The 21,090-nt window shown below is 67.4% G+C and carries 26 protein-coding genes; 7 read left to right on the plus strand and 19 right to left on the minus strand.

Annotation, left to right across the window (positions count from 1 at the left end; genetic code table 11):
* Positions 1-11: 11 nt before the first annotated feature.
* Together AC5P8U_RS13900 and AC5P8U_RS13905 are read right to left on the minus strand one after the other, a co-directional pair.
* A complete protein-coding gene (locus AC5P8U_RS13900; RefSeq protein ID WP_447897346.1) occupies positions 12-557 on the minus strand; it encodes a DNA-3-methyladenine glycosylase I in 546 nt (181 codons plus the stop codon).
* A complete protein-coding gene (locus tag AC5P8U_RS13905; protein ID WP_439426655.1) occupies positions 554-2,347 on the minus strand; it encodes a DUF4153 domain-containing protein in 1,794 nt (597 codons plus the stop codon). The genes AC5P8U_RS13900 and AC5P8U_RS13905 overlap by 4 nt, the downstream gene beginning before the upstream one ends.
* A 91-nt stretch (positions 2,348-2,438) precedes the next feature.
* On the opposite strand from AC5P8U_RS13905, the gene AC5P8U_RS13910 reads away from it, so the two are divergent.
* From AC5P8U_RS13910 to AC5P8U_RS13925, 4 genes are all read left to right on the plus strand, one after another.
* A complete protein-coding gene (locus tag AC5P8U_RS13910) occupies positions 2,439-3,005 on the plus strand; it encodes a YqgE/AlgH family protein (protein ID WP_072168200.1) in 567 nt (188 codons plus the stop codon).
* Complete coding sequence (gene ruvX, locus AC5P8U_RS13915; RefSeq protein ID WP_049410643.1) at positions 2,998-3,492, plus strand: Holliday junction resolvase RuvX; 495 nt, start codon at positions 2,998-3,000, stop codon at positions 3,490-3,492. Before AC5P8U_RS13910 ends, ruvX begins: the two co-directional genes overlap by 8 nt.
* A 16-nt stretch (positions 3,493-3,508) precedes the next feature.
* A complete protein-coding gene (locus AC5P8U_RS13920) occupies positions 3,509-4,459 on the plus strand; it encodes an aspartate carbamoyltransferase catalytic subunit (RefSeq protein WP_072168199.1) in 951 nt (316 codons plus the stop codon).
* Positions 4,460-4,604: 145 nt separating this feature from the next.
* A complete protein-coding gene (locus AC5P8U_RS13925; protein WP_088497785.1) occupies positions 4,605-5,096 on the plus strand; it encodes an REP-associated tyrosine transposase in 492 nt (163 codons plus the stop codon).
* An 87-nt stretch (positions 5,097-5,183) separates the two neighbouring features.
* On the opposite strand, the gene AC5P8U_RS13930 is transcribed toward AC5P8U_RS13925, so the two are convergent.
* From AC5P8U_RS13930 to AC5P8U_RS14005, 16 genes are all read right to left on the minus strand, one after another.
* The gene (locus tag AC5P8U_RS13930) at positions 5,184-5,981 is read right to left on the minus strand and encodes a carboxylesterase family protein (protein WP_088497784.1); all 798 of its coding nucleotides are present in this window, start codon (positions 5,979-5,981) and stop codon (positions 5,184-5,186) included.
* 71 nt (positions 5,982-6,052) lie between these two features.
* On the minus strand, positions 6,053-6,319 hold the full coding sequence (locus AC5P8U_RS13935; RefSeq protein WP_447897345.1) for a hypothetical protein: 267 nt from the start codon (positions 6,317-6,319) through the stop codon (positions 6,053-6,055).
* Between the two features lie 105 nt (positions 6,320-6,424).
* Positions 6,425-7,786 carry a magnesium transporter gene (gene mgtE, locus AC5P8U_RS13940; RefSeq protein ID WP_049410631.1) on the minus strand — a complete coding sequence of 454 codons (1,362 nt, stop codon included), beginning with the start codon at positions 7,784-7,786 and terminating at the stop codon, positions 6,425-6,427.
* A 126-nt stretch (positions 7,787-7,912) separates the two neighbouring features.
* Positions 7,913-9,682: a phosphoenolpyruvate--protein phosphotransferase gene (ptsP, locus tag AC5P8U_RS13945; RefSeq protein ID WP_227836595.1), complete on the minus strand. Its 1,770-nt coding sequence runs from the start codon at positions 9,680-9,682 to the stop codon at positions 7,913-7,915.
* Positions 9,683-9,684: 2 nt separating this feature from the next.
* On the minus strand, positions 9,685-9,954 hold the full coding sequence (locus AC5P8U_RS13950; RefSeq protein WP_005408385.1) for an HPr family phosphocarrier protein: 270 nt from the start codon (positions 9,952-9,954) through the stop codon (positions 9,685-9,687).
* A complete protein-coding gene (locus tag AC5P8U_RS13955; RefSeq protein WP_005408386.1) occupies positions 9,947-10,339 on the minus strand; it encodes a PTS sugar transporter subunit IIA in 393 nt (130 codons plus the stop codon). The genes AC5P8U_RS13950 and AC5P8U_RS13955 overlap by 8 nt, the downstream gene beginning before the upstream one ends.
* Positions 10,340-10,644: 305 nt before the next feature.
* Entirely contained in the window at positions 10,645-11,529 is an 885-nt protein-coding gene (gene rapZ / locus AC5P8U_RS13960; protein WP_005415554.1) for an RNase adapter RapZ, read from the minus strand.
* A 27-nt stretch (positions 11,530-11,556) separates the two neighbouring features.
* On the minus strand, positions 11,557-12,507 hold the full coding sequence (gene hprK, locus AC5P8U_RS13965; RefSeq protein ID WP_005408388.1) for an HPr(Ser) kinase/phosphatase: 951 nt from the start codon (positions 12,505-12,507) through the stop codon (positions 11,557-11,559).
* Positions 12,504-12,956, minus strand: coding sequence for a PTS sugar transporter subunit IIA (locus tag AC5P8U_RS13970; protein ID WP_072168192.1), 453 nt, complete (start codon positions 12,954-12,956; stop codon positions 12,504-12,506). Before AC5P8U_RS13970 ends, hprK begins: the two co-directional genes overlap by 4 nt.
* A gap of 21 nt (positions 12,957-12,977) precedes the next feature.
* Positions 12,978-13,295: a ribosome hibernation-promoting factor, HPF/YfiA family gene (hpf, locus tag AC5P8U_RS13975; RefSeq protein WP_005415556.1), complete on the minus strand. Its 318-nt coding sequence runs from the start codon at positions 13,293-13,295 to the stop codon at positions 12,978-12,980.
* Positions 13,296-13,353: 58 nt separating this feature from the next.
* Positions 13,354-14,775, minus strand: a complete 1,422-nt coding sequence (locus AC5P8U_RS13980; protein ID WP_072168191.1) for an RNA polymerase factor sigma-54 — start codon at positions 14,773-14,775, stop codon at positions 13,354-13,356.
* A gap of 40 nt (positions 14,776-14,815) precedes the next feature.
* Positions 14,816-15,535, minus strand: coding sequence for an LPS export ABC transporter ATP-binding protein (gene lptB, locus AC5P8U_RS13985; RefSeq protein WP_005415558.1), 720 nt, complete (start codon positions 15,533-15,535; stop codon positions 14,816-14,818).
* Positions 15,535-16,101 carry a lipopolysaccharide transport periplasmic protein LptA gene (gene lptA, locus AC5P8U_RS13990; RefSeq protein ID WP_088497781.1) on the minus strand — a complete coding sequence of 189 codons (567 nt, stop codon included), beginning with the start codon at positions 16,099-16,101 and terminating at the stop codon, positions 15,535-15,537. The genes lptB and lptA overlap by 1 nt, the downstream gene beginning before the upstream one ends.
* A gap of 101 nt (positions 16,102-16,202) precedes the next feature.
* Positions 16,203-16,778: an LPS export ABC transporter periplasmic protein LptC gene (gene lptC / locus AC5P8U_RS13995; RefSeq protein ID WP_005415560.1), complete on the minus strand. Its 576-nt coding sequence runs from the start codon at positions 16,776-16,778 to the stop codon at positions 16,203-16,205.
* Complete coding sequence (locus AC5P8U_RS14000) at positions 16,775-17,323, minus strand: KdsC family phosphatase (protein WP_049415164.1); 549 nt, start codon at positions 17,321-17,323, stop codon at positions 16,775-16,777. The genes lptC and AC5P8U_RS14000 overlap by 4 nt, the downstream gene beginning before the upstream one ends.
* A gap of 66 nt (positions 17,324-17,389) precedes the next feature.
* Positions 17,390-18,391, minus strand: a complete 1,002-nt coding sequence (locus AC5P8U_RS14005; protein WP_061479792.1) for a KpsF/GutQ family sugar-phosphate isomerase — start codon at positions 18,389-18,391, stop codon at positions 17,390-17,392.
* 54 nt (positions 18,392-18,445) lie between these two features.
* Between AC5P8U_RS14005 and AC5P8U_RS14010 the strand changes: the two genes are divergently transcribed.
* The 3 genes from AC5P8U_RS14010 to AC5P8U_RS14020 are packed head-to-tail and all read left to right on the plus strand — an operon-like array spanning position 18,446 to position 20,283.
* Entirely contained in the window at positions 18,446-18,676 is a 231-nt protein-coding gene (locus AC5P8U_RS14010) for a BolA family protein (RefSeq protein WP_005408396.1), read from the plus strand.
* 21 nt (positions 18,677-18,697) lie between these two features.
* Positions 18,698-19,969 (plus strand): UDP-N-acetylglucosamine 1-carboxyvinyltransferase, encoded by a 1,272-nt coding sequence (gene murA / locus AC5P8U_RS14015; RefSeq protein WP_088497780.1) that lies wholly within the window; start codon positions 18,698-18,700, stop codon positions 19,967-19,969.
* Positions 19,966-20,283, plus strand: a complete 318-nt coding sequence (locus AC5P8U_RS14020) for a hypothetical protein (protein ID WP_032957609.1) — start codon at positions 19,966-19,968, stop codon at positions 20,281-20,283. The genes murA and AC5P8U_RS14020 overlap by 4 nt, the downstream gene beginning before the upstream one ends.
* A 122-nt stretch (positions 20,284-20,405) precedes the next feature.
* Here the strand turns inward: AC5P8U_RS14020 and AC5P8U_RS14025 are convergent, their stop codons facing one another.
* The gene (locus tag AC5P8U_RS14025; RefSeq protein WP_005415565.1) at positions 20,406-21,089 is read right to left on the minus strand and encodes a DUF3108 domain-containing protein; all 684 of its coding nucleotides are present in this window, start codon (positions 21,087-21,089) and stop codon (positions 20,406-20,408) included.
* Between the last annotated feature and the right edge of the window lies 1 nt (position 21,090).

The following is a 21,090-nucleotide window of genomic DNA, read 5'->3' on the forward strand; positions in this document are numbered from 1 at the left end:
GCGGATATCCATCAGCGGGCGGCGGCCTTCAACCACGGCGGCGACAGCATCAGCAGCCGCGCATGCACCGGGCAATCCTCGGCGTGCGCACCGGGCAGGTAGCCCAGGCTCATCAGGAATTCGCCGGTGATCTCGCCGCCGGTGAAGCGGAACGTCTTCTTGAACAGCTTCACCCAGTCGGCCTTGCTGCGCGGGTGGTGTGCATCCAGCCACGCCGCGAAGCTGCCATGGCTGGCCCGCAGCTGCTGGATCACCTGCGCGTTGTGGATCGCCGCCAGTAGCTTCAGCCGGTTGCGGATGATGCCCGCGTCCGACAGCAGGCGCTCGATGTCCTGTTCGGCATACGCGGCCACGCGGTCGACATCGAAGCCGTCGTAGGCCGCGCGGAAGCCCTCGCGCTTCTTCAGGATCGTTTCCCAGCTCAGGCCGGCCTGGTTGATTTCCAGCACCAGCCGCTCGAACAGCTCGCGCTCGTCACGCTGCGGGAAGCCGTACTCGTTGGCGTGGTAATAGTCGTGCACCGGATGGCCCGGGGCGATGAGGCAGTAGCCGCTCATGGGGAAGGCTCGTTGGAATCGGATTCGGATTCGGGATCGATGGCCACCGCAGGGTGCCCGCCGATGGACAGCATCGGCCAGCGCGGTGGAATGAGCGTGAGTCTGCCGTCACGCAGGGCCTGGTTGATCGTCTCGGCCTGGCCGCTGACGGTGCCGAACAGCGCACCGGCCCGGCGCCACTGCGAATCCTTGCCACGTGCGTACAGTACGCAGTCCGGTCCACGGTGGGTGTTCAGCTCGCACAGCAGCACCTCGCCGGTACCATCGCCGTCCAGGTCGCGATGCACGATCAGGCAGTCGCGCTCGCTCTGGGCGCAGGATTCGCCATTGATCGATCGGGTGGCCAGAGCTTTCCACCAGTCGTCCGGTGGCGAACTGGATCCCTTGGCCAGCTTCAGCGCGCGCTGAAGCGCGGCGACGTCCTGCGGCCCCTTGTCGAGGCGATGGCCGTCGTCCCAGCGTGAGGTGCGTGCCAGTGCTGCAGCGATCACCTGTGGCGCGTTGGCATCAGCGGTGATGGCCGGATCGCGCTGCAGTTCGCGCAGCGCCTGCACGCCACGGCGCCCCAGATCGAAGCGCAGCACGTTGACGTCGCTGCTGGTGATCGCCGGCGGGTCCGCGCGCAGCCGCTCCAGTTGGCTGGACAGGGTCAGCCGCACCGGGTCCAGCAGGGGCGAGTTGCCCAGCAGGGCCAGTGCCAGCACCGCCCAGCACATCCAGCGGTTGACCGGCTCCAGCATCTGCAGCCAGCGGCGCTGCCGGCGCAGCACCGCCAGCGCGTAGCCCACGGCATAGCCGGCCGTGGCCAATGCGACGAGTACCGCCCAGAAGCGATCCAGGGTCCAGCCGTACTGCGCCACGCGCAGGCCCAATGCATACAGTGCCAGCGCGGCGTAGACCGGCAGCGTCAGCAGGCTGGCTTCGACCAGCCTGCGCAGCACCAGAGGGTAGGAGACACTGTCTTCCCCGTGCTGGTAGACCGCATTGGTGAACGCCACCAGCAGCAGCGACACCACCACCAGCAGGCTGGCGGCCGAACGGGTCTTCCACAGCGGTTCCAGCCCGGTAAGCGGCAGGCTCAGCACGAACAATACGGCGATGAACGACAGCAGCGGCAGCAGCCCACGGCAGATCGCGAACAGCACCTGGCGGGTGATCTGGATCGCGCGGTGCTGGGTGCGCCCGATCAGCACGCCGAACCCGGCCAGGCTGCCGGTGGCCAGTGCGATGAAAGCGTCCTGCCGGAACAGGTCGCGGAAGACATTCACGTCCAGCAGTTGGAACAGCGCTGCCCACAGCCACAGCAGCAGCCAGGTCAGCCCGGTGAACAGCGCCGCCAAAGCGAGGGTCAAACCGTTCTGCCAGGCGCGCTCGAACAACTCGGGATAGCTGGCGCGCCAGTGCCCATGCTGCAGCTGGAACTGCCACCAGGGCAGGGCCACGAACACCGCCACGCCCATGCCCAGGGTCAACGGAAACTGCAGCGCGCCCGATTCCAGTGCGGTCTCGCCATTGAGGTTCCAGCCGATCCAGGCGGCCAGCGCCAGCACCACCGCCGAGCCGAGCGCGGCCTGCAGCCACAGGCGGCGCTGGCCCAGCTCGACCAGGCTCAGCGCCACCGCGCTGGGAATGGCCAGCACCCAGGCGTACCAGCAGTAGCGCCAGCCGATATCGCGGAACGGCCAGGCATCGGACAGCTCCTGCGCGGCGTACAGCATCAGGCCCTGCAGCAGGGCGATCAGGACGATGGCGCTGCGTGCCGGCAGGGTCAGGGGCGATGAAGATGGCATCAATGACCTTCCGTGGCAAAGCACCATCCTAGCCCATCGCGGTTCGGCGCCATCGCGCGACCATCCCGCCCCCAGCAGGTAGAATGGGCCCATGCCTGTAATGCCGACCTCCCTTGCCGATCACCTGCTCGTCGCGCTGCCGTCGCTGCTCGACGCGACCTTTGCCCGCAGCGTCGCGCTGATCTGCCAGCACGACGAGAACGGGGCGATGGGCGTGCTGGTCAACCAGCCTTCCGAATACACGCTGGGTGAAGTGCTCGCGCAGATGGACATCACCACCGGTGATGGCGAGCTGCAGGCGCGCATGGTGCTCAATGGCGGTCCGGTGCATCCCGAACGCGGCTTCGTCATCCATGACGACGCGCGCGCGTGGGATTCCAGCCTGACCGTGGGCCACGGCCTGTACCTGACCACCTCGCGCGACATCCTCGAAGCGATGGCGCGTGGCGAAGGCCCGGCCAATGCGGTGGTCACCCTCGGCTGTGCCGGCTGGGGCGCAGGGCAGCTGGAAAGCGAGCTGTCCGAGAACAGCTGGCTGACCGTGCCGGCCGATGCCGAGCTGGTGTTCCAGCTGCCGCTGGAGCAGCGCTGGCAGGGAGCGGCTTCGCGCATCGGCGTGGACCTGTTCCGGCTGACCGACTACAGCGGCCATGTCTGAGCCCATCACGCCCGCCCCGGTTCCTGCTGCGCCGGCGATCCGCCGTGACGGCACCGTTCTGGGTTTTGATGTTGGCTCGCGACGCATCGGCGTGGCCATCGGCAGTGCTTTCGCCGCCCATGCGCGCGCGGTGGCGGTGGTCGATGTGCACGGCAACGGCCCGGACTGGACCGCGATCGAACGCCTGCTCAAGGAATGGAAGCCCGACGGCCTGGTGGTCGGCGACCCGCTGACCCTGGACGGCCAGGACCAGCCCAACCGCAAGCGTGCGCAGGGCTTTGCCCGCCAGCTGCGGGAACGCTTCAAGCTGCCGGTGGTGATGATCGACGAGCGTTCCAGCTCGGTCGAGGCGGCCCGCCGTTTCGCCGTCGAGCGCGCCGAAGGGCGCAAGCGTCGCCGTGATGCGGCCGCCCTCGACGCCGTGGCCGCGGCGGTGATCATCGACCGCTGGCTGTCGTCCCCCGACGACGCCACCCCCATTCCCTGACTGCACGACTCCCGCCATGACTGCCCAGCAAATCGATGCCTCCGGACGCCTGCGCCACCTGCTGACCCTGGAGGGCCTGCCGCGCGAAACCCTGCTGCAGCTGCTCGATCGGGCAGGGCAGATCCGCGACGCCGCAGTCGGCCGTGTCGGCAACAAGCGCCACGTGCTGGCCGGTTCGGCGGTGTGCACGCTGTTCTTCGAGCCGTCCACGCGCACCCGCAGCTCGTTCCAGCTGGCCGCGCAGCGCCTCGGGGCCGATGTGCTGAACTTCGATGCCTCGACCTCGTCCACGCGCAAGGGCGAAACCGCCTGCGACACGCTGCGCAACCTGGAAGCGATGGGCGTGCGCGGCTTCGTGGTGCGACACCCCGATGACGGCGCCGTGGCCGCGCTGGCCGAGGCGGCGGGCGAGGGCACCGCACTGATCAACGCCGGCGACGGCCGCAGCGCGCACCCGACCCAGGGCCTGCTGGACATGCTGACCCTGCGCCAGGCCAAGGGCCCGGATTTCTCGAAGCTGAAGGTGGTGATCGTCGGCGACGTGAAGCACTCGCGCGTGGCGCGCACCGACCTGCACGCGCTGCGCACGCTGGGCGTGGGCGAGATCCGCGTGTGCGGCCCGCAGTCGCTGCTGCCGGACGACGAGACCCTGAAGGGTTGCGTGGTCGGCGATGATTTCGACGCGATGCTGGAAGGCGTCGACGCGCTGATGATGCTGCGCCTGCAGCGCGAGCGCATGGAAGAAGGCCTGGTGCCGTCGCTGGAGCAGTACCACGCGCAGTACGGCCTGACCCGCGCGCGCCTGGCGCGTGCCGGCAAGGACGCTGCGGTACTGCACCCGGGCCCGATCAACCGCGGCGTGGAAGTGACCGACGACGTGGCCGATGGCCCGCAATCGTGGGTGCTGCGCCAGGTCGCCAACGGGGTCGCCGTGCGCATGGCCGTGCTGGAAACCTTGCTGGGCTGACCACTTTGGTGGGTGCCGACCGTTGGTCGGCACTGAACCATCAGTGCGGTGAAGTGCGGGCCTGGCCATTGAATGGTTTCGGGCCTACCTGTATTGACGTGTTGCCCGATAGAAGAGAGATACCGGCAGGCGCACGCTTGGGCCCATGAACCGCGCACGCCTACGCCTTGGCCGCCATTCCCGGATCGGGCAATCCTACATCCTGACCACCGTCACCCAGGAACGTCGACGCTACTTCGATGATGCCACTGCGGCACAGGAGGTGATGGATGTGTTCCGTCGCATTGATGATGATGGCCTGACGCACTCACTTGCCTATGTGGTCATGCCGGACCACATCCATTGGCTTGTGGAGATCCGTGCGTTCTCGCTGGACTACATCATGCAACGCTTCAAATCGAGCAGTGCATTGCGGATCAACCGCATGCTGGGCAAGACAGGACCATTTTGGCAATCGAGCTATCACGATCACGCCATTCGTTCTGAAGAATCACTGTTTCGCCATGCGATGTACATCGTCGCCAACCCGGTCAGGGCGAACTTGGCGAGCTGCCTGGGAGAGTACCCGTATGCCTGGTGCCGATGGGAGATTGATGGGAGGTACCAAGCAATGGATTACCCCGAAGCGGAGAGATAGTGCCGACCAACGGTCGGCACCCACCAATACCCAAGCCGACCAACGGTAGGTATCCACCAACAGATGTTTCCCAGCAGAAGCCGCGGTTCAGCGCTTCTGCGCGAACAGCCATGCCCACATTGCCGGGTCCGCGTAGGTGGCGTCCCAGGCATTGTGGTTGCCTTCGGGGTACTCGGTGTAGCGCACGTCACGCGCGTTGGCGTTCTGGAATGCGGCGTGCAGCCGGCGGTCGTCATCCGGCGGCACCACGTCATCCAGCGCACCATGGAAGATCCAGATCGGTGTGTGCCGAAGCCGCTTGGCGATCACGGCATAAGGATCGGATTCCTGGGCCACCTCTTCGACGAACAGGGTCGGACGCACCGCGCGCGGCGCCAGCACTGCGCCGCATACTGGCACGATCGCGGCGAAGCGCCCGGGTTGATCCAGCGCGATGTTCCAGCTGCCATAGCCGCCCATCGACATCCCGGTCAGGTACTGCCGCGAGGGATCGGCACCGAACTCGGCGATGGTGGCGTCCAGGGCGGCCAGCGCAACGCGGTTGTTGCGCCCGCTCCATTCCTGGCGGCCCGGCACCTGCGGGAATACGGCCAACGCGGGGAAGTCGGCCGCGTGCCTGCGCAGGTGCGGCCCCAGCCCGGCATGGGTCTGCTTGACGCCGTCGCCGCCACGCTCGCCGGATCCATGCAGGAACAGCACCACCGGCAGTGCGCCAGGCGTGCGCGCCGCGGCTGCCGGAATGAACACCTGGTAATAGGCGGTACGGCCATCCACTTTCACCGCACGCGATTCGAAGCGGCCACGTGTGCTGTCCGGGTGCGAGGCGCAGCCGGCCATCATCAGGATCGCCAGCATCGGCAGCCAGCGCATCATCGTACGGACCATCGACGTTCCCGGAGCGGTGGGTTCAGCCGCATCCTAGTCCGCCGCAGGTCAACGCGGCATCATGCGCCGCATCACTGCGGGCGCGGGAAGCTGGCGATGATATCCAGCTGTTCCTGGGCTTCGGCATTGCCGCTGGCGGCGGCGGCCTGCACCTGCGCCATGTCCGGGTGCAGCACCACCAGCAACGGGTTTTCGCAGACCGGGCAGTCGTACTCGGTGGCGTCCTCGTCCAGCTCCATCTCCATGGCACGCGAGCAGCCCTTCCATTCGCAGGCCGGGCAGGTGTGCTGCTGGTCGCGCCAGCCGGGCTGGAAATAGTTTTCGATCGTGGTGGCCATGAGGGTCCAGTTGGAATCGGGTCAGAGCCCCGCGCTGCGGGGATCCGACCCTGGGTCTTGGTGTGGGTCGGAGCTCCGCGTTGCGGGGATCCGGCCCGGCAGGGATCAATGCAGCAGCACCAGCGTGGCCAGGCCGAGGAAGGTGAAGAAGCCCATCGAGTCGGTCACGGCAGTCAGGAAGATGCCACTGGCCAGCGCCGGGTCGAAGCCGAAGCGTTTCAGGGTCAGCGGCACCAGCACGCCGGCCAGTGCCGCGAACAGCAGGTTGCAGGTCAGCGCGATGGCGATCACCGCCGACAGCCCGGGCGAGTGGAACCAGACCAGCACGATCAGCCCCAGGATCGAGCCGAGCAGCAGGCCGTTGAGCGCGGCCACCCGCACTTCCTTCCACAGCAGCGTGCGCGCGTTGGAGGCGCCCACCTGGCCCAACGCCAGGCCGCGCACCATCAGCGCCAGCACCTGGGTGCCGGCATTGCCGCCCAGGCCGGCCACGATCGGCATCAGCACCGCCAGCGCCACCAGCTTGTCGATGGTGCCCTCGAAGTGGCCGACCACGCTGGAGGCCAGGAAGGCCGTGCACAGGTTGATCGACAGCCACATCAGGCGGCGGCGCATGGCGCGCCAGACCGGGCTGAACAGGTCCTCGTCCTCGTCCAGGCCGGCGGCGCCCAGCGCCTGGTGCTCGGCCTGGCCGCGGATGATGTCGACCACGTCATCGATGGTGATGCGGCCAACGAGGATGTTGTTCTCGTCCACTACCGGTGCGGAGATCCAGTCATGGTCGGAGAACTGCCGTGCCACTTCCTGGTCGCTCTCGCCGACGTCGATGGCCGGCTGCTCGTCGTCGATCAGGCGGTTGATCGGGGTGGTGTCCTCATGGGTCACCAGTGCCGCCAGCGACACCCGGCCGAGATACTGGTGCCGCCGGCTGACCACGAACAGGTGGTCGGTGTGGTCCGGCAATTCGCCGCGCAGGCGCAGGTAGCGCAGCACCACGTCGACGTTGACGTCGGCGCGCACGGTCACCACGTCCGGGTTCATCAGGCGGCCGGCGCTGTCCTCGGGATAGGACAGCACCTGTTCCAGCCGCTCGCGGTTCTCGCGGTCCATCGACTTGAGGACTTCATCGATGACCGTATCCGGCAGGTCTTCGACCAGGTCGGCCAGATCGTCGATGTCCAGGTCTTCGACCGCGGCGATGATCTCGTCCGGGTCCATGTCCGCGAGCAGGCTTTCGCGCACGTCTTCGCCGACGTGGACCAGCACCTCGCCGTCGTCTTCAGGATCGACCAGGCCCCACACCACCTCGCGCTTGCCCGGCGGCAGCGATTCAAGCAAGTTGCCGATCTCGGCCGGGGCCAGGGTGTTGACCAGGCGACGTACCGGGCCCAGCCGGCCGCTGTCCAGTGCATCGGACAGCATCCGCAGTTGGCGCGCAGTCTTGTCGTGGCGTACAGCTTCAGCCATCGCAGCTCCCGCGGGATAAGAAAAGCCGCGATCCCGGCAAGGATGCGGCAACAGGGGTGTTCAGCGCGTCATTATCGCAAGGCGATGTTTCAGCGCATAGCCGCCGGATGGCACCACCCTTGGCGCTCAGGCCGTTTCCGCCACCAGCGCCAGCCAGCGTTCGATGGCGCGGCGGTCGCGCGCGGCCAGCAGTTTCGGTGCACGGGCGCGCAGTGCGCCCAGGTCAGCGTCGCGTATCGCGCGGCGTACCTCCAGCAACGTACCGGGGTGCAGGCTGAACTCGCTCAGGCCCAGCGCCAGCAGCAGCGGGGTCATCCGGGCATCACCGGCCATCTCGCCGCAGACCGCCACCGGGACGCGGTGACGCGCGCCGGTCTCGATCACCATCTGCAGCAGCCGCAGCACGGCCGGGTGCAACGGTGAATACAACTCGCCCAGCGCCTCGTTGTTGCGGTCGGCAGCCAGCAGGTACTGCACCAGATCGTTGGTGCCGATCGACAGGAAATCGACCAGGTCGATGAAGCTCTCCAGCGCCAGCGCAGCGGCGGGGACTTCGATCATCGCGCCCAGCGGTACATGGTCGGACACCATGTGGCCTTCGCCGCGCAGCTGTTCGGTCAGTTTGAGCATGCGCCGGCGCACGGCCAGCAGCTCCTCGCGGGTGCTGACCATTGGCACCAGCACGCGCAGCTTGCCGTACGCAGACGCGCGCAGGATCGCGCGCAGCTGGGTGTCGGCCACCTTCGGCCGTGCCAGCGACAGGCGCACTCCGCGCAGGCCGAGTGCAGGGTTCTCTTCGTTACTCAGGGTCAGGCCGGTACGGTCGGCCTTGTCCGCGCCCAGGTCCAGCGTGCGTATGGTGACCGGCCGCCCGCTCATGCCCAGCGCGGCATCGCGGTAGGTCTGGAACTGCTCTTCTTCGTCCGGCAGCTCATTGCGCTGCAGGAACAGGAATTCGGTGCGGTACAGGCCGAGCCCCTGCGCGCCCAGTGCATGTGCCTGGGTCACGTCTTCCAGTGATTCGGCATTGGCCAGCAGGGCAATGTCGACCTGGTCGCGGGTACGACTGGGCTTGCTGCGCAGGCGGCCGAGCTCGCGCTGCTCGCGCGCGTGCTCCTTCAGCCGGACGCGGTAGTCCCGCAGGTTGTCGGCCTGCGGGTTGACGGTGATGCTGCCGTCGGCGCCATCGATGATCAGCACATCGCCATCGGCGATGCGGCTGAGCAGCTGCGGCACGTTGACGATCAGGGGCAGGTGCAGGCTGCGCGCCAGGATCGCGCTGTGCGACAGCGCGCTGCCGGCGGCCGTGACGATGCCGACCACGCCCTGTGCCTGCAGCTGCGCCAGCTCGGAGGGCGCGATGTTGTCGCAGACCAGGATCTCGCCGGCCAGGCCTTTCACCGCCGACGGCCGTTCGGGTTGCAGGAAGGCGTGGATGCGCCCGATCACATGGTCGAGATCGTCCATGCGGCTCTTCAGATAGGCATCGTCCATGCCATCGAAGACCTTGGCCAGGCGGTCGCGCTGCAGGCGCAAGGCATAGCCGGCGCTGTACGGGCCGCTGCGGATCAGCTCGTCCAGGCCGTGCAGCAGCTCGGGGTCGTCCAGCAGCAGCGCGTGCAGGTCGAGGAACTCGCCCGCTTCCTGGTTCAGGGCGCCATGCAGGCGCTGGCGCAGCTCGTGCATTTCCGTACGCGCGGCATCCAGCGCCCGGTGCAGGCGCGCCAGTTCGGCCTCGACCTGGTGGGCGGCCACGCGCTGCTCGGCCACCTCCAGCGCATGCGGCAGCCGCACGCGTGCCCGGCCCATCGCCGTTCCGCGCGCGGCGCCGTGGCCGGCCAGCAGCTGTACCGGCCGTTGGCCGGAAGGGACCTGGCTGGCGCGTGCGCGCGGCACGCTCAGCTGTCCTCGTCGAAGCGGCGTTCGAACAGGCCGACCACCGCTTCCATCGCGGCGGCTTCGTCCTCGCCGTTGATGCGCACGGTGACCGGGGTGCCCTGGCCGGCGGCCAGCAGCATCACGCCCATGATGCTCTTGGCGTTGATCTCACGGCCCTTGGCGGCCATGGTCACGTTGCAGCGGAACGGTGCCAGGGTCTGCACCAGCTTGGCGGTGGCCCGGGCATGCAGGCCCAGGCGGTTGCTGACGGTGAGTTCTCGTTCAAGCATCGTCGACTATCGCTCCATTACGGGTACCCGCCGCGGCTGTGGCGGGCAGTTGATCCAGTCCCTGTTCCGGATAATTCATCACCCGCAGCAACATCGGCAGGCTCAGCGCCGATACCCGGCGAACCGGGGTCCCCAGCCGGGCCAGCTGCCCGGCAAGGTTGGCGGGGCTGGCGCCGTACAGGTCGGTCAGGATCAGCACGCCGTCACCTCCATCGACCCGCCGCAAAGCGGCCGAGGCGAGCGGGAGCAGGGCGTCCAGGTCTGCGTCGAACGGTACTTCGAAAGCTTCGGTTTTCAGCGGCAACTGCCGCAGGAGCCGGGTCGCCACGTCAAGCAGGGCGGTCCCGACCCCGGGATGTGTTACGAGGAGAATGCCACAGGTCATTACTGCACGTTAACAGGTCAAGGTGAATCGGCGATAGCAGCAGATGAGGGGTACTGTGTCCCGTATTCAGTGTTGCTCGGGTCGGGGCCCTTTTTCATTGAAAAAGGGATCCGACCCCATGCGTTTTTCGATGCCTGGCAGCGATTCATCCACGCATGGCGTGGATCTACCGTGTCGACCAAGGTCGACACCTACCCACACCGCCCCGCCATCCCACGGAATGCCGCTTTTGCTTTTGCTGTTGCTGTTGCCGGCCAGCGGCCGGCACTACCAACGGGTGCCGGGCGCAGCCCGGCCGACCACCCTCAATCCTGTTCGCGGTGGTAGGTGGCCACGTCCTGCCAGCCCATCTCGCGGGCGTGCCGGGCCATGCGCTCGGCCAGAAACACCGAGCGGTGCTTGCCGCCGGTGCAGCCGAACGCCACGGTCACGTAGCTGCGGGTGCCATCCCCCAGTTTCGGCAGCCAGGTATCCAGGAAATCCATCAGCTGGGCCAGGTAACGCTGCACGTCGGGCTGCGCTTCCAGATAGTCGCGCACGCCCGGCTCGCGGCCGCTCAGCGCGCGCAGGTCCGGGTCCCAGTGTGGATTGGGCAGCACCCGCGCATCGAACACGAAGTCCGCCTCGGCCGGTACGCCGCGCTTGTAGGCGAATGATTCGAACAGCAGCGACAGGCCGGTGGCATGGTCCATCGCGAACTCGGTGATGATCCGCCGCCGCAGCTGGTGCACGTTGAGGGTACTGGTATCGATCACCGCATCGGCCTCGCGGCGCAACGGTGCGGTCAGCTCGCGCTCGCGGGCGATCGCTTCGGGCAGCGACAGGCCCAGCTGGCTCAGCGGATGGCGACGGCGGGTGTCGGCGTAGCGCTTGAGCACCGTTTCGTCGCTGGCCTCGAAGAACAGTACCTTCACTTCCACGCCGGCGTCGGTGGCCAGCTGCCGCCAGTCGCCCAGCTGGCTCAGGTCGGCCTGGCCGCGGACATCGATGCCTACGGCCAGGCGGCGCGGTGCGCTGCCGTCGTGGTTGGCCAGCAGGCTGCGCACGAAGTCCGGCAGCAGGTGGATCGGCAGGTTGTCCGAGCAGTAGTAGTCCTGGTCCTCGAAGGTCTTCAGGGCGACGGATTTACCCGAGCCGGACAGGCCGCTGACGATGATCAGGGTCGGGGCGGTGGGGATTGCGGTGCTCATGGACAGGCTCTTCGAGGGGCAGGAGGATCAGGGTGTTCGCCGTTCCAGCAGGTTGCTGTGGCGGGCGATGAACATGGCCGCCGGGTCAATGCCCTTGGTGCGCAGGATGTGCAGGCGGGTGGCGGCTTCGGTCAGCACGGCCAGGTTGCGGCCGGGCATCACCGGCAGGGTGATCAGCGGAACGTCCAGGTCCAGCACATGGCGGGTGCCCGAGTCGCCGGTCAGACGCTCGTAGCCATGCGGGGTGGGTTCGGTCATCGGCTTGGTCAGGTGGACGATCAGCCGAAGGTATTTGTTCTTCTTTACAGCCGTGTCGCCGAACATCTCGCGCACGTTCAGCACGCCCAGGCCGCGCACTTCCAGCAGGTCCTGCAGCAGTTCGGGGCAGGTGCCGTCGAGTACATCCGGGGCGATCTGGGTGAACTCGGGGGCGTCGTCGGCGACCAGGCGGTGACCACGGCTGAGCAGCTCCAGTGCCAGCTCGCTCTTGCCCGACCCGGCCTCGCCGGTGATCAGCACGCCAATGGAATAGATCTCCATGAACACGCCGTGCAGGATCACCCTCGGTGCGAGCGTGCGCGCCAGGTGGTAGGACAGGTGGTTGAGCAGTTCGTGGCCGCGCTTGGGCGACAACCACAGCGGCGTGCCGGATTCATCGGCGGCGGCGCGCAGGTCTTCCGGGCAGGCCTGGTTGCGGGTCAGCACCAGTGCAAGCGGGTGCGACTGCATGATCTTTTCGATGGTCTCCCAACGCTGGCGCGGTTCCAGCGCATCCAGCCAGGACAGTTCCTCGGTGCCCAGGATCTGCACCTTGTTGGGATAGATGGCGTTGAGGTAGCCGGCCAGCGAGGGACGCCGCGAGACGGTATTGCCGGCCTCCAGCTCGCGCTTCTCACCGGATTTTCCTGCGGCCCAGCGCAGCCCCAGCCGCTCGCGCTGCTGTTCGAACAGTTCACGGGCGGTGATGCTGGTATTCATGCGGCGCTCGCAGGTGGGGTCATGTCCAGCGCCTCGCGCAGGGCCCGGGCATCGCCGGCCTCACGCAGGGCCTGGCGGATATCCGGCGCGGAAAACAGCTCGGCCAGCTCGGACAGCAGCATCAGGTGCTGGTGGGTGTAGTGGGCGGGGACGGCCATCGCGAACACCAGGTCCACCGGCTCATCGCCGCCGAAGTCGACCGGGCTCGCCAGACGCAGCAGGGCGCCACGGGGGCGGTCCAGGGTCGGCGCGCGGCCGTGGGGGATGGCGATACCGTGGCCGATCGCGGTGCTGCCCAGGGCTTCGCGCTGGCACAGGTTCAGATAGATCTGTTCGGCATTGGCCTGGCGGCAGGCCAGCAACCCGGCGGCGGCCTGCAGGACGCTGTCGCGGTCGGTGGCCGCGCAGAGCTGGGTCTGCACGGCCGCCAGGAGGTCAGTCAGGGGCATGTCTGCGGGGAACGGTGGCGATCAGCCACCATTGTCACCCACCGGCAGCGGTGCGTGCTGCTGTTTTTTCTCCTTGTGCTTGATGACCAGGCGGTCAAGCTTGTCCGCAAGCAGGTCGATCGCGGCATACATGGTCTGGCCGCCGGCCTCGGCGTGCAGGGTCTGCCCCGGGATGTTGAGGCTGGCGTCGACGTGGTGTTCGGTCTTCTGCAGCTTGAGGGTCACCCGCGCTTCGCAGTGCTGGTCGAAGTGTTTTCCGATCCGGGCCAGCTTCTCCTCCACATAGGACTGCAGGGCCGGGGTGACTTCGACGTCTTTGCCAAACGTTTCGATGCGCATCGGGTTTCTCCTGTGTTCGGATGTGCCAATGAACCTCTCCGCCGGGCGCGGCGGTGCGTCAAGCGATTCTGACCCTTTCGTGCGAGGCGGAGATGTTCATGGCTTCACGATACTTCGCCACGGTGCGTCGCGCTACTGGAATTCCCGACGATTTGAGCAGGTCAGCCAGCTTGGCGTCAGAAAGCGGCTTGCGCGGGTTTTCGTCGTCGATCAGGCGCCGGATCATCGCCTGGATGGCGGTGCTGGACGCCTCGCCACCGCCTTCGGTATCGATGCCCGAGGCGAAGAAGGCACGCAGCGGCAACGTGCCGCGCGGTGTGCGCACATGCTTGCGGGCGATCGCGCGCGACACCGTCGACTCGTGCAGGCCCAGTTCGGCGGCGATCTCGCGCAGGGTCAGCGGACGCAGCGCCTGTTCGCCGAACTCGAGGAAACCGGCCTGCTGCAGAATCAGGCTGCGTACCACCCGCAGCAGGGTTTCACCGCGCTGCTGCAGGCCCTTCAGCAGCCAGCGCGCCTCCTGCAGCTGGCCACGCAGGTAGCCGGCGTCGGCCTCGCCACAGCGGCGGATCAGCTGTTCGTAGCCACGGTGGATCACCACCTTCGGCCCGGCATGGGCGGCCAGCGCCGCGCGCCAGATGCCGTTCTGCCGCCACACCACCACGTCGGGCACCACGTAGGTATCCTGCGAAAGCGGCGCGATCTGGGTCCCCGGACGCGGGTCCAGCGAGCGCAGCAGGGCGACCGCTGTCTCGACCTCGTCCAGCGGCTGTTTCAGTTCATGGGCCAGACCGGCGACGCCACTGCGTGGCAGTCGTTCCAGCGGGCCTGCGGCAATCTGCCGCGCCAGCGCCAGGCCCGCGGTGTCGCCAGGCAACAGATCCAGCTGCAGCTGCAGGCATTCGCCGAGCGTGCGCGCGGCAACGCCGACCGGGTCGAAGCGCTGGATGCGATGCAGCACCGCAAGGATTTCATCCTCATCGGCATGAACCGACGGCAGCAGGGTTTCGGCGATGGTGGCCAGCGGTTCGCGCAGGTAACCGTCGTCGTCCAACGCATCGATCAGCGCAGCGCCGATGCTGCGGTCGTGCATGGAAAGATGCGACAGGTGCAGCTGCCACAGCAGGTGGTCGGCCAGCGTCTCGGTTTCGGCCACGCGCTCGGCGGCGCTGCCGGCGTCATCATCATCGTCGAAGCTGCCGCCACTGCCGGCAGCGCTCCAGTCGAGCTCGGCCGGTGCCCAGTCGTCGCCATTGTCGGTGCGTTCGGCCGGCGTGTCGGCGTCCGTGTTGTCGCCGCCTTCATTGGCGGCACTGCTGTCGTTGCTGTCGGCCCAGTCCAGCAGCGGATTGCTTTCCACGGCCTGGGCAATTTCAAGCTCCAGCTCGGTCGTGGACATCTGCAGCAGCTTGATCGCCTGCTGCAGCTGGGGGGTGAGCACCAGCTGCTGTCCCAACGATGTCTGCAGCCGAGTCTTCATGCCTGTGCCGAATGGAAGGAAAGGGACCCAGCACCTGCGGTCACAGCTTGAAGGAATCCCCAAGGTAGACGCGACGTACGTCAGCGTTGTCCAGGATCGCCTCCGGCGAGCCCTGGGCCAGCACGGTACCCTCGGCGAGGATATACGCGCGGTCGCAGATTCCCAAGGTCTCGCGCACGTTGTGGTCGGTGATCAGCACGCCGATGCCACGCTGCTTGAGATGGGTGACGATGCGCTGGATTTCGCCCACCGAGATCGGGTCGACACCGGCAAACGGTTCGTCGAGCAGGATCAGGCGCGGCTGCGCGGCCAGTGCGCGGGCGATCTCGCAGCGACGACGTTCGCCACCGGACAGGCTGGCACCGAGCTGGTCGGCGACATGGCCCAGCTGCAGCTCGTCGAGCAGGCTGTTCAATTCGCGCTCGCGGCCGGCCGAATCCAGGTCTTCGCGCAGTTCAAGCACCAGGCGGAGGTTGTCGGCCACGGTCAGCTTGCGGAACACCGACGGCTCCTGCGGCAGGTAGCCCACGCCCTGCTTGGCACGGGTGTACATCGGGTCGCTGGTGATGTCCTTGCCGTCGAGCACGATGCTGCCTGCATCGGCGGCGACCAGGCCGACGATCATGTAGAAGCAGGTGGTCTTGCCGGCACCGTTGGGGCCGAGCAGGCCGACCACTTCACCGGCGTCGAGGGTCAGCCCGAAGTCCTTGACGACTTCGCGCTGCTTGTAGCGCTTGCGCAGGCCCTTGGCGACGAGCATTACTTCTTGCTCCCCGCCGGCTTGGCCGGCGTGCTGGCCGGAGCCGCCGCCTTGGGTGCGGCGGCCGGCTGTGCCGCCGCGTTCTTGTTCTTCGGCGGAATGACAGTGCGCACGCGGCTGCCATCGCCACCGGAGTTCATCTCCCCGGTGCGGGTGTTGTAGACCATGCGCTGGCCGGCATTGGTGCCGCGCGCGCTGGTGACCTTGTAGCTGCCGGTCAGGGTGATGATCTCGGTCTTGATGTCGTAGTCGATGCGATCAGCCACCGCGTCCATCCAGGTGCCGTCGTCGAGCTGCTGCTTCATCGTGGCCTGCTTGCCGGTGAATACCGCACGCACGGCCTCGCCGTCCTTGAGGTAGATCTCCGCTTCGGACGCGCGGATGTCCAGCGTGCCCTGGGTAACGGTTACGCCCTGCGAGAGCACGGTCTTGCCATCGCCGGTGAGCACGCCCGACTGAGCGCCCGAGTCGATGGTCATGTTCTCGTTGCGGTCGGTGGACTTGGCAAAGCCAACGCTGGGAACAAGGAGACCGAGCGCGAGTACGGCTGCAAAGGGAATCTTCATCGGGGTCCGTTCTACCGGTGGGGCCGTCCGGGAAACCGGCGGCGGGTGGGTGGGCCGCCTTCCTTGCGCCGGTCCGGGGACGTCGCAGGAGGGTGGCGGAATCAGCGTCGGGGCGTGTATCGGCCCTTGGACTGGCTGAGGAAATGATACGTGTTGTTCTTCGAATCCACCTCGAAGCCCACGCCGGACTGTTCCATGCCGGGACGGGTCATGGTGACCCGCGCATCGGTGCGGGCACGGTTCTCCTTCGGGAACACGTCCAGGTGGTCGGTGCGGAACGTGGTCGGCACCACGCCCGGATCGGCCGGACTGTCGCCAGCGACATTGCCGCGCAGCTTCATCTCGTCGCCCTTGGCGCTGAGCCAGCCGGTCTCGGCGCGCAGGGTCCAGTGCTTGCCATCCTTGTCCGGCATCTCGAACAGTGGGGTGGCGATGTTGATGGTCTGGTCGCCGCGCTGCCGTTCCAGCCGCGGTGCGCGCAGGGTGGTCGATTCCTTGCCCTGCTCATCCAGTGCGACGATCTGGAAGTCGTGCAGGATGTAGTCCACGCCGGCGTCCTGGCCGGCAGTGGCCGGGCCCTTGTCACGGTTGCGCAGGGCGGCCCAGCTGCTGAGCAGGGCCGCCAGCAGCAGGCCGATGCCGAGCACGGTGCGCCAGTTCAGGGTGGGCAGGTTCATGCGCCGAACCTCGCCAGGACCGCGTCCACATGGCCCTGGGCGGCCAGCAGGATGTCGCACAGTTCACGGGCGGCGCCACGTCCGCCATCGGCGCGGGTCTGCCAGTGCACGCGCTCGGCGATCCACGGGTGGGCGTTGGCTGGCGCCACCGCCAGGCCGACCGCGCCCAGCGGCGCCAGGTCCGGCAGGTCGTCGCCCATGAAGGCCACCTGCTCCAGGCCGATGCCATGCTGCGCACACAGCGCCTGCACGCTGGCCAGCTTGTCGCCCACGGCGATCTGGGTGTCGATGCCGAGGTCGGCGCCGCGCTTGAGCGCGGACTGGCTGTTGCGCGCGGTGATCAGCACGGGATGGATGCCGTGCTGCTGCAGCAGTTTCAGGCCCAGACCGTCCTGCACGAAGTACGCCTTGCTCTCGTTGCCGTCCTTGTCGTAGTACAGCCGACCGTCGGTGAGGGTACCGTCCACGTCGAAGCAGGCCAGGCGGACGCGGGCCGCAGCGGCATGCAGGTGGGCGGGGAACGCGGGCAGCGGGGACCAGGGCATCAGGCGATCAGGCTCGGTGGGGGCGTGTGGGGCATTACAGACTGAATGGGGTCTACGGACTGTCGGTTAAACCACCCGGGCCCGCAACAGGTCATGAATGTTCAGGGCGCCGACCGCACGGCCCTGGCCATCGACCACGATCAGGCCGTTGATTTTCTGGGTCTCCATCTGCCGCGCGGCCTCTACGGCCAGCTGGTCGGCACCGATGGTGCGCGGGTTGCGGGTCATCACATCGGCGATCTTCGCGGTGCGCACGTCCAGCGCGCTGTCCAGCGCCCGGCGCAGGTCGCCGTCGGTGAACAGGCCGATCAGCACGCCATCGGCGTCGACCACGGCGGTCATGCCGAGCCGCTTGCGGCTCATTTCCACCAGCGCCTCGCTGAGGCTGGCATCGGCGCTCACGCTGGGCAGGTCCTCGCCGGTATGCATGACATCGGTGATGTGCAGCAGCAGGCGACGGCCGAGGCTGCCGGCCGGGTGCGAGCGGGCGAAGTCGTCGGCGGTGAAGCCGCGTGCGTCAAGCAGGGCTACGGCCAGCGCATCGCCCATCGCCAGCGAGGCGGTGGTGCTGGAGGTCGGCGCCAGCGCCAGCGGGCAGGCCTCGGCCGGCACGCTTACATCCAGGTGGATGTCGGCGGCGGTGGCCAGGCTCGACTGCGGGCGGCCGGTCATGGAAATCAGCACGTTGCCCTGGCGCTTGAGCACCGGCAGCAGCATCAGCACCTCATCGGACTCGCCCGAATAGGACAGGGCCAGCACCACGTCGGCTTCGGTGATCATGCCCAGGTCGCCGTGGCCGGCTTCGCCGGGATGCACGTAGAACGCCGGTGTGCCGGTGGAGGCCAGGGTGGCGGCGATCTTGCGGGCAATGTGGCCGGACTTGCCCATGCCGGTGGCGACCACCCGGCCGCGGCTGGCCAGGATCGCCTCGCAGGCCTGCTGGAAGGCCTCGCCAAGGCGGTCGGCGACGGCATCCAGCGCCTGCCGCTCGATCTCGAACACGCGGCGGCCACTGGCGACCAGGCCGGCAGGGTCGACGGAACGGGGGGGCAACAGGGATTCGGCCATGCGGACGCCACGCAGCGGAAGTAGAATGGAGGCACATTTTATTAGGAAAGCCCGTTGGACGCCGACACCATCCGCAATCTGATCGAAACCGGCCTGCCTGGCGCCCGCGCCGATGTGCAGGGCGATGATGGCGTGCATTTCGAAGCGACCGTGGTCTGCGAGGCCTTCGCCGGCAAGATGCCGCTGGCCCGCCACCGCATGGTCTATGCCACGCTGGGCGACCTGATGGGCGGCGCGATCCACGCGCTGGCACTGAAAACCGTGACCCCGGCCGAAGCCGGCTGAACCGCAGAAGATCCCGAATACATGGCCAAGATCGTTGTGACCGGCGGCGCTGCGCTGCACGGTGAAGTGAGCATCTCCGGCGCCAAGAACGCCGTCCTCCCCATCCTCTGCGCGACCCTGCTGGCCGATGAGCCGGTGGAGATCACCAACGTGCCGCACCTGCACGACGTGGTCACCACGGTGAAGCTGCTGGGCGAGCTGGGTGCCAAGGTCACCATCGACCAGGGCACGCTGTCGCGTGGCAGTGCGATCGTGGTCGACCCGCGTTCGGTCAACCAGCACGTTGCGCCGTACGAGCTGGTCAAGACCATGCGCGCCTCGATCCTGGTGCTGGGCCCGCTGCTGGCCCGCTTCGGCGCGGCCGAAGTGTCGCTGCCCGGCGGCTGCGCGATCGGTTCGCGTCCGGTCGACCAGCACATCAAGGGCCTGCAGGCGCTGGGTGCCGAGATCGTGGTCGAGAACGGCTTCATCAAGGCCAGCGCCAAGCGCCTGAAGGGCGGCCATTTCACCTTCGACATGGTCAGCGTCACCGGCACCGAGAACGTGCTGATGGGCGCGGTGCTGGCCGAAGGTACCACCATCCTCGACAACTGCGCGATGGAACCGGAAGTGACCGATCTGGCGCATTGCCTGATCGCGCTGGGCGCGAAGATCGAAGGCCTGGGCACTGCCCGCCTGGTCATCGAAGGCGTCGAGCGCCTGTCCGGCGGCCGCCACGAAGTGCTGCCCGACCGCATCGAAACCGGTACCTTCCTGGTCGCTGCGGCGATGACCGGCGGCAAGGTTACGGTCAACCGTGCGCGCCCGAACACCATGGACGCGGTGCTGTCCAAGCTGGTCGAGGCCGGCGCGAAGATCGAGACCACCGAAGACACCATCACCCTGGACATGCAGGGCAAGCGGCCGAAGGCGGTCAACCTGACCACCGCGCCGTACCCGGCGTTCCCGACCGACATGCAGGCGCAGTTCATGGCACTCAACTGCGTGGCCGACGGCGTGGGCGTGATCAACGAAACGATCTTCGAGAACCGTTTCATGCACGTCAATGAACTGCTGCGCCTGGGCGCGGACATCCAGGTTGAAGGCCACACCGCCATCGTGCGTGGCAGCGAGCACCTGAGTGGCGCACCGGTAATGGCCACCGACCTGCGTGCGTCGGCGTCGCTGATCCTGGCCGGCCTGATGGCCAGCGGCGAGACCACCATCGACCGCATCTACCACCTTGATCGTGGCTACGAGAACATCGAAGAGAAGCTGTCTTCGCTCGGTGCCACCATCCGGCGCGTGCCATGATCCTGCGCGGCAAGTTCAGCCCGCGCCGCAAGGCGCTGCTGGCCCTGGTGCTGATCGTGCTGGCGTGGCTGGGCTATGCCTGGTACGCCAACATCGCCATCACCCAGGGCATCGAGCAGAAGGACATGGACTGGAACGGCGACGGCACGGTCTCGCGTGACGAGATCATCGAATCGTTCTACGCGGTCGCGGTGAACGACAGCCAGGACGGCAACCGCCATTGCCGCACCTTCGTCTGGCGCAGCACCGGCGAGCAGATCCGCGTGGACTGCCGCACCGAGTTCAAGCCGGCCGCGGCCGAGGAAAAGAAGTAAGAACAACGCCCGCGAAAGCGGGCGTTTTCTTTTGGTAGTGCCGGCCGCTGGCCGGCAACCCCGTCAACCTCGTGGAGCACCGCACAAATGCCGGCCAGCGGCCGGCACTACCGGTTTGCCCGTCAGTTCATCGCCTTGATGGTCAGGTCCAGCGCATCGCGGCCGCTCTCACGCTGCAGCATGCGCGCCGGCACCGGGAATTCCGGCACGATCCAGGCGATCAGCTCCTTGTTGCCGTCGGCACGCGAGACCTTGGTGGCCTCGTAGCTCTTGCCGCCCACGGTGATCGATTCCTTGCCGATCACGCGGTAGGTCATGTTCTTGATGCGGCCTTCGTCGACCATGCGATAGGTCAGCGGCTTGCCGGCGGCCAGGTCGCGGGCGATCGCCAGATTGATCAGCAGCGCGTCCATGTCGCCCGTCTTCAACGCGATGGGGCCCGCACGGTCCGGCTTGATGTCGCCGGTCCAGGTGGCCTGGTTGCTGGTCCAGTTGTAGTTGGCCTGCACATTGCGCTTCTTCACCAGCAGTGCCGAACGGTCCTGGCTGCTGAGCGGGCGCAGCTGGCCACGCACCTCTTCGAACACGGTGCTCTGGCTCAGGTCGGCCAGCTGGTTCTTCACCTGCAGCGTGTAGCGCCACTTGTTGGCTCCCTCGCTGCTCAGCGTCATGCTGCCATTGGCCTGCATGCCCATGTAGCTGGCCAGGTAATCGGCCTTGAATGGCTGCAGGGCCATGGCCGGCAGGCTGGCCACCGACAGTGCGGCTGCAGCGATCCAGGTGAGGGGGCGGGTCAGGGTGCTCATG

This window comes from Stenotrophomonas sp. YJH_SMC_81 (genome assembly GCF_059370875.1).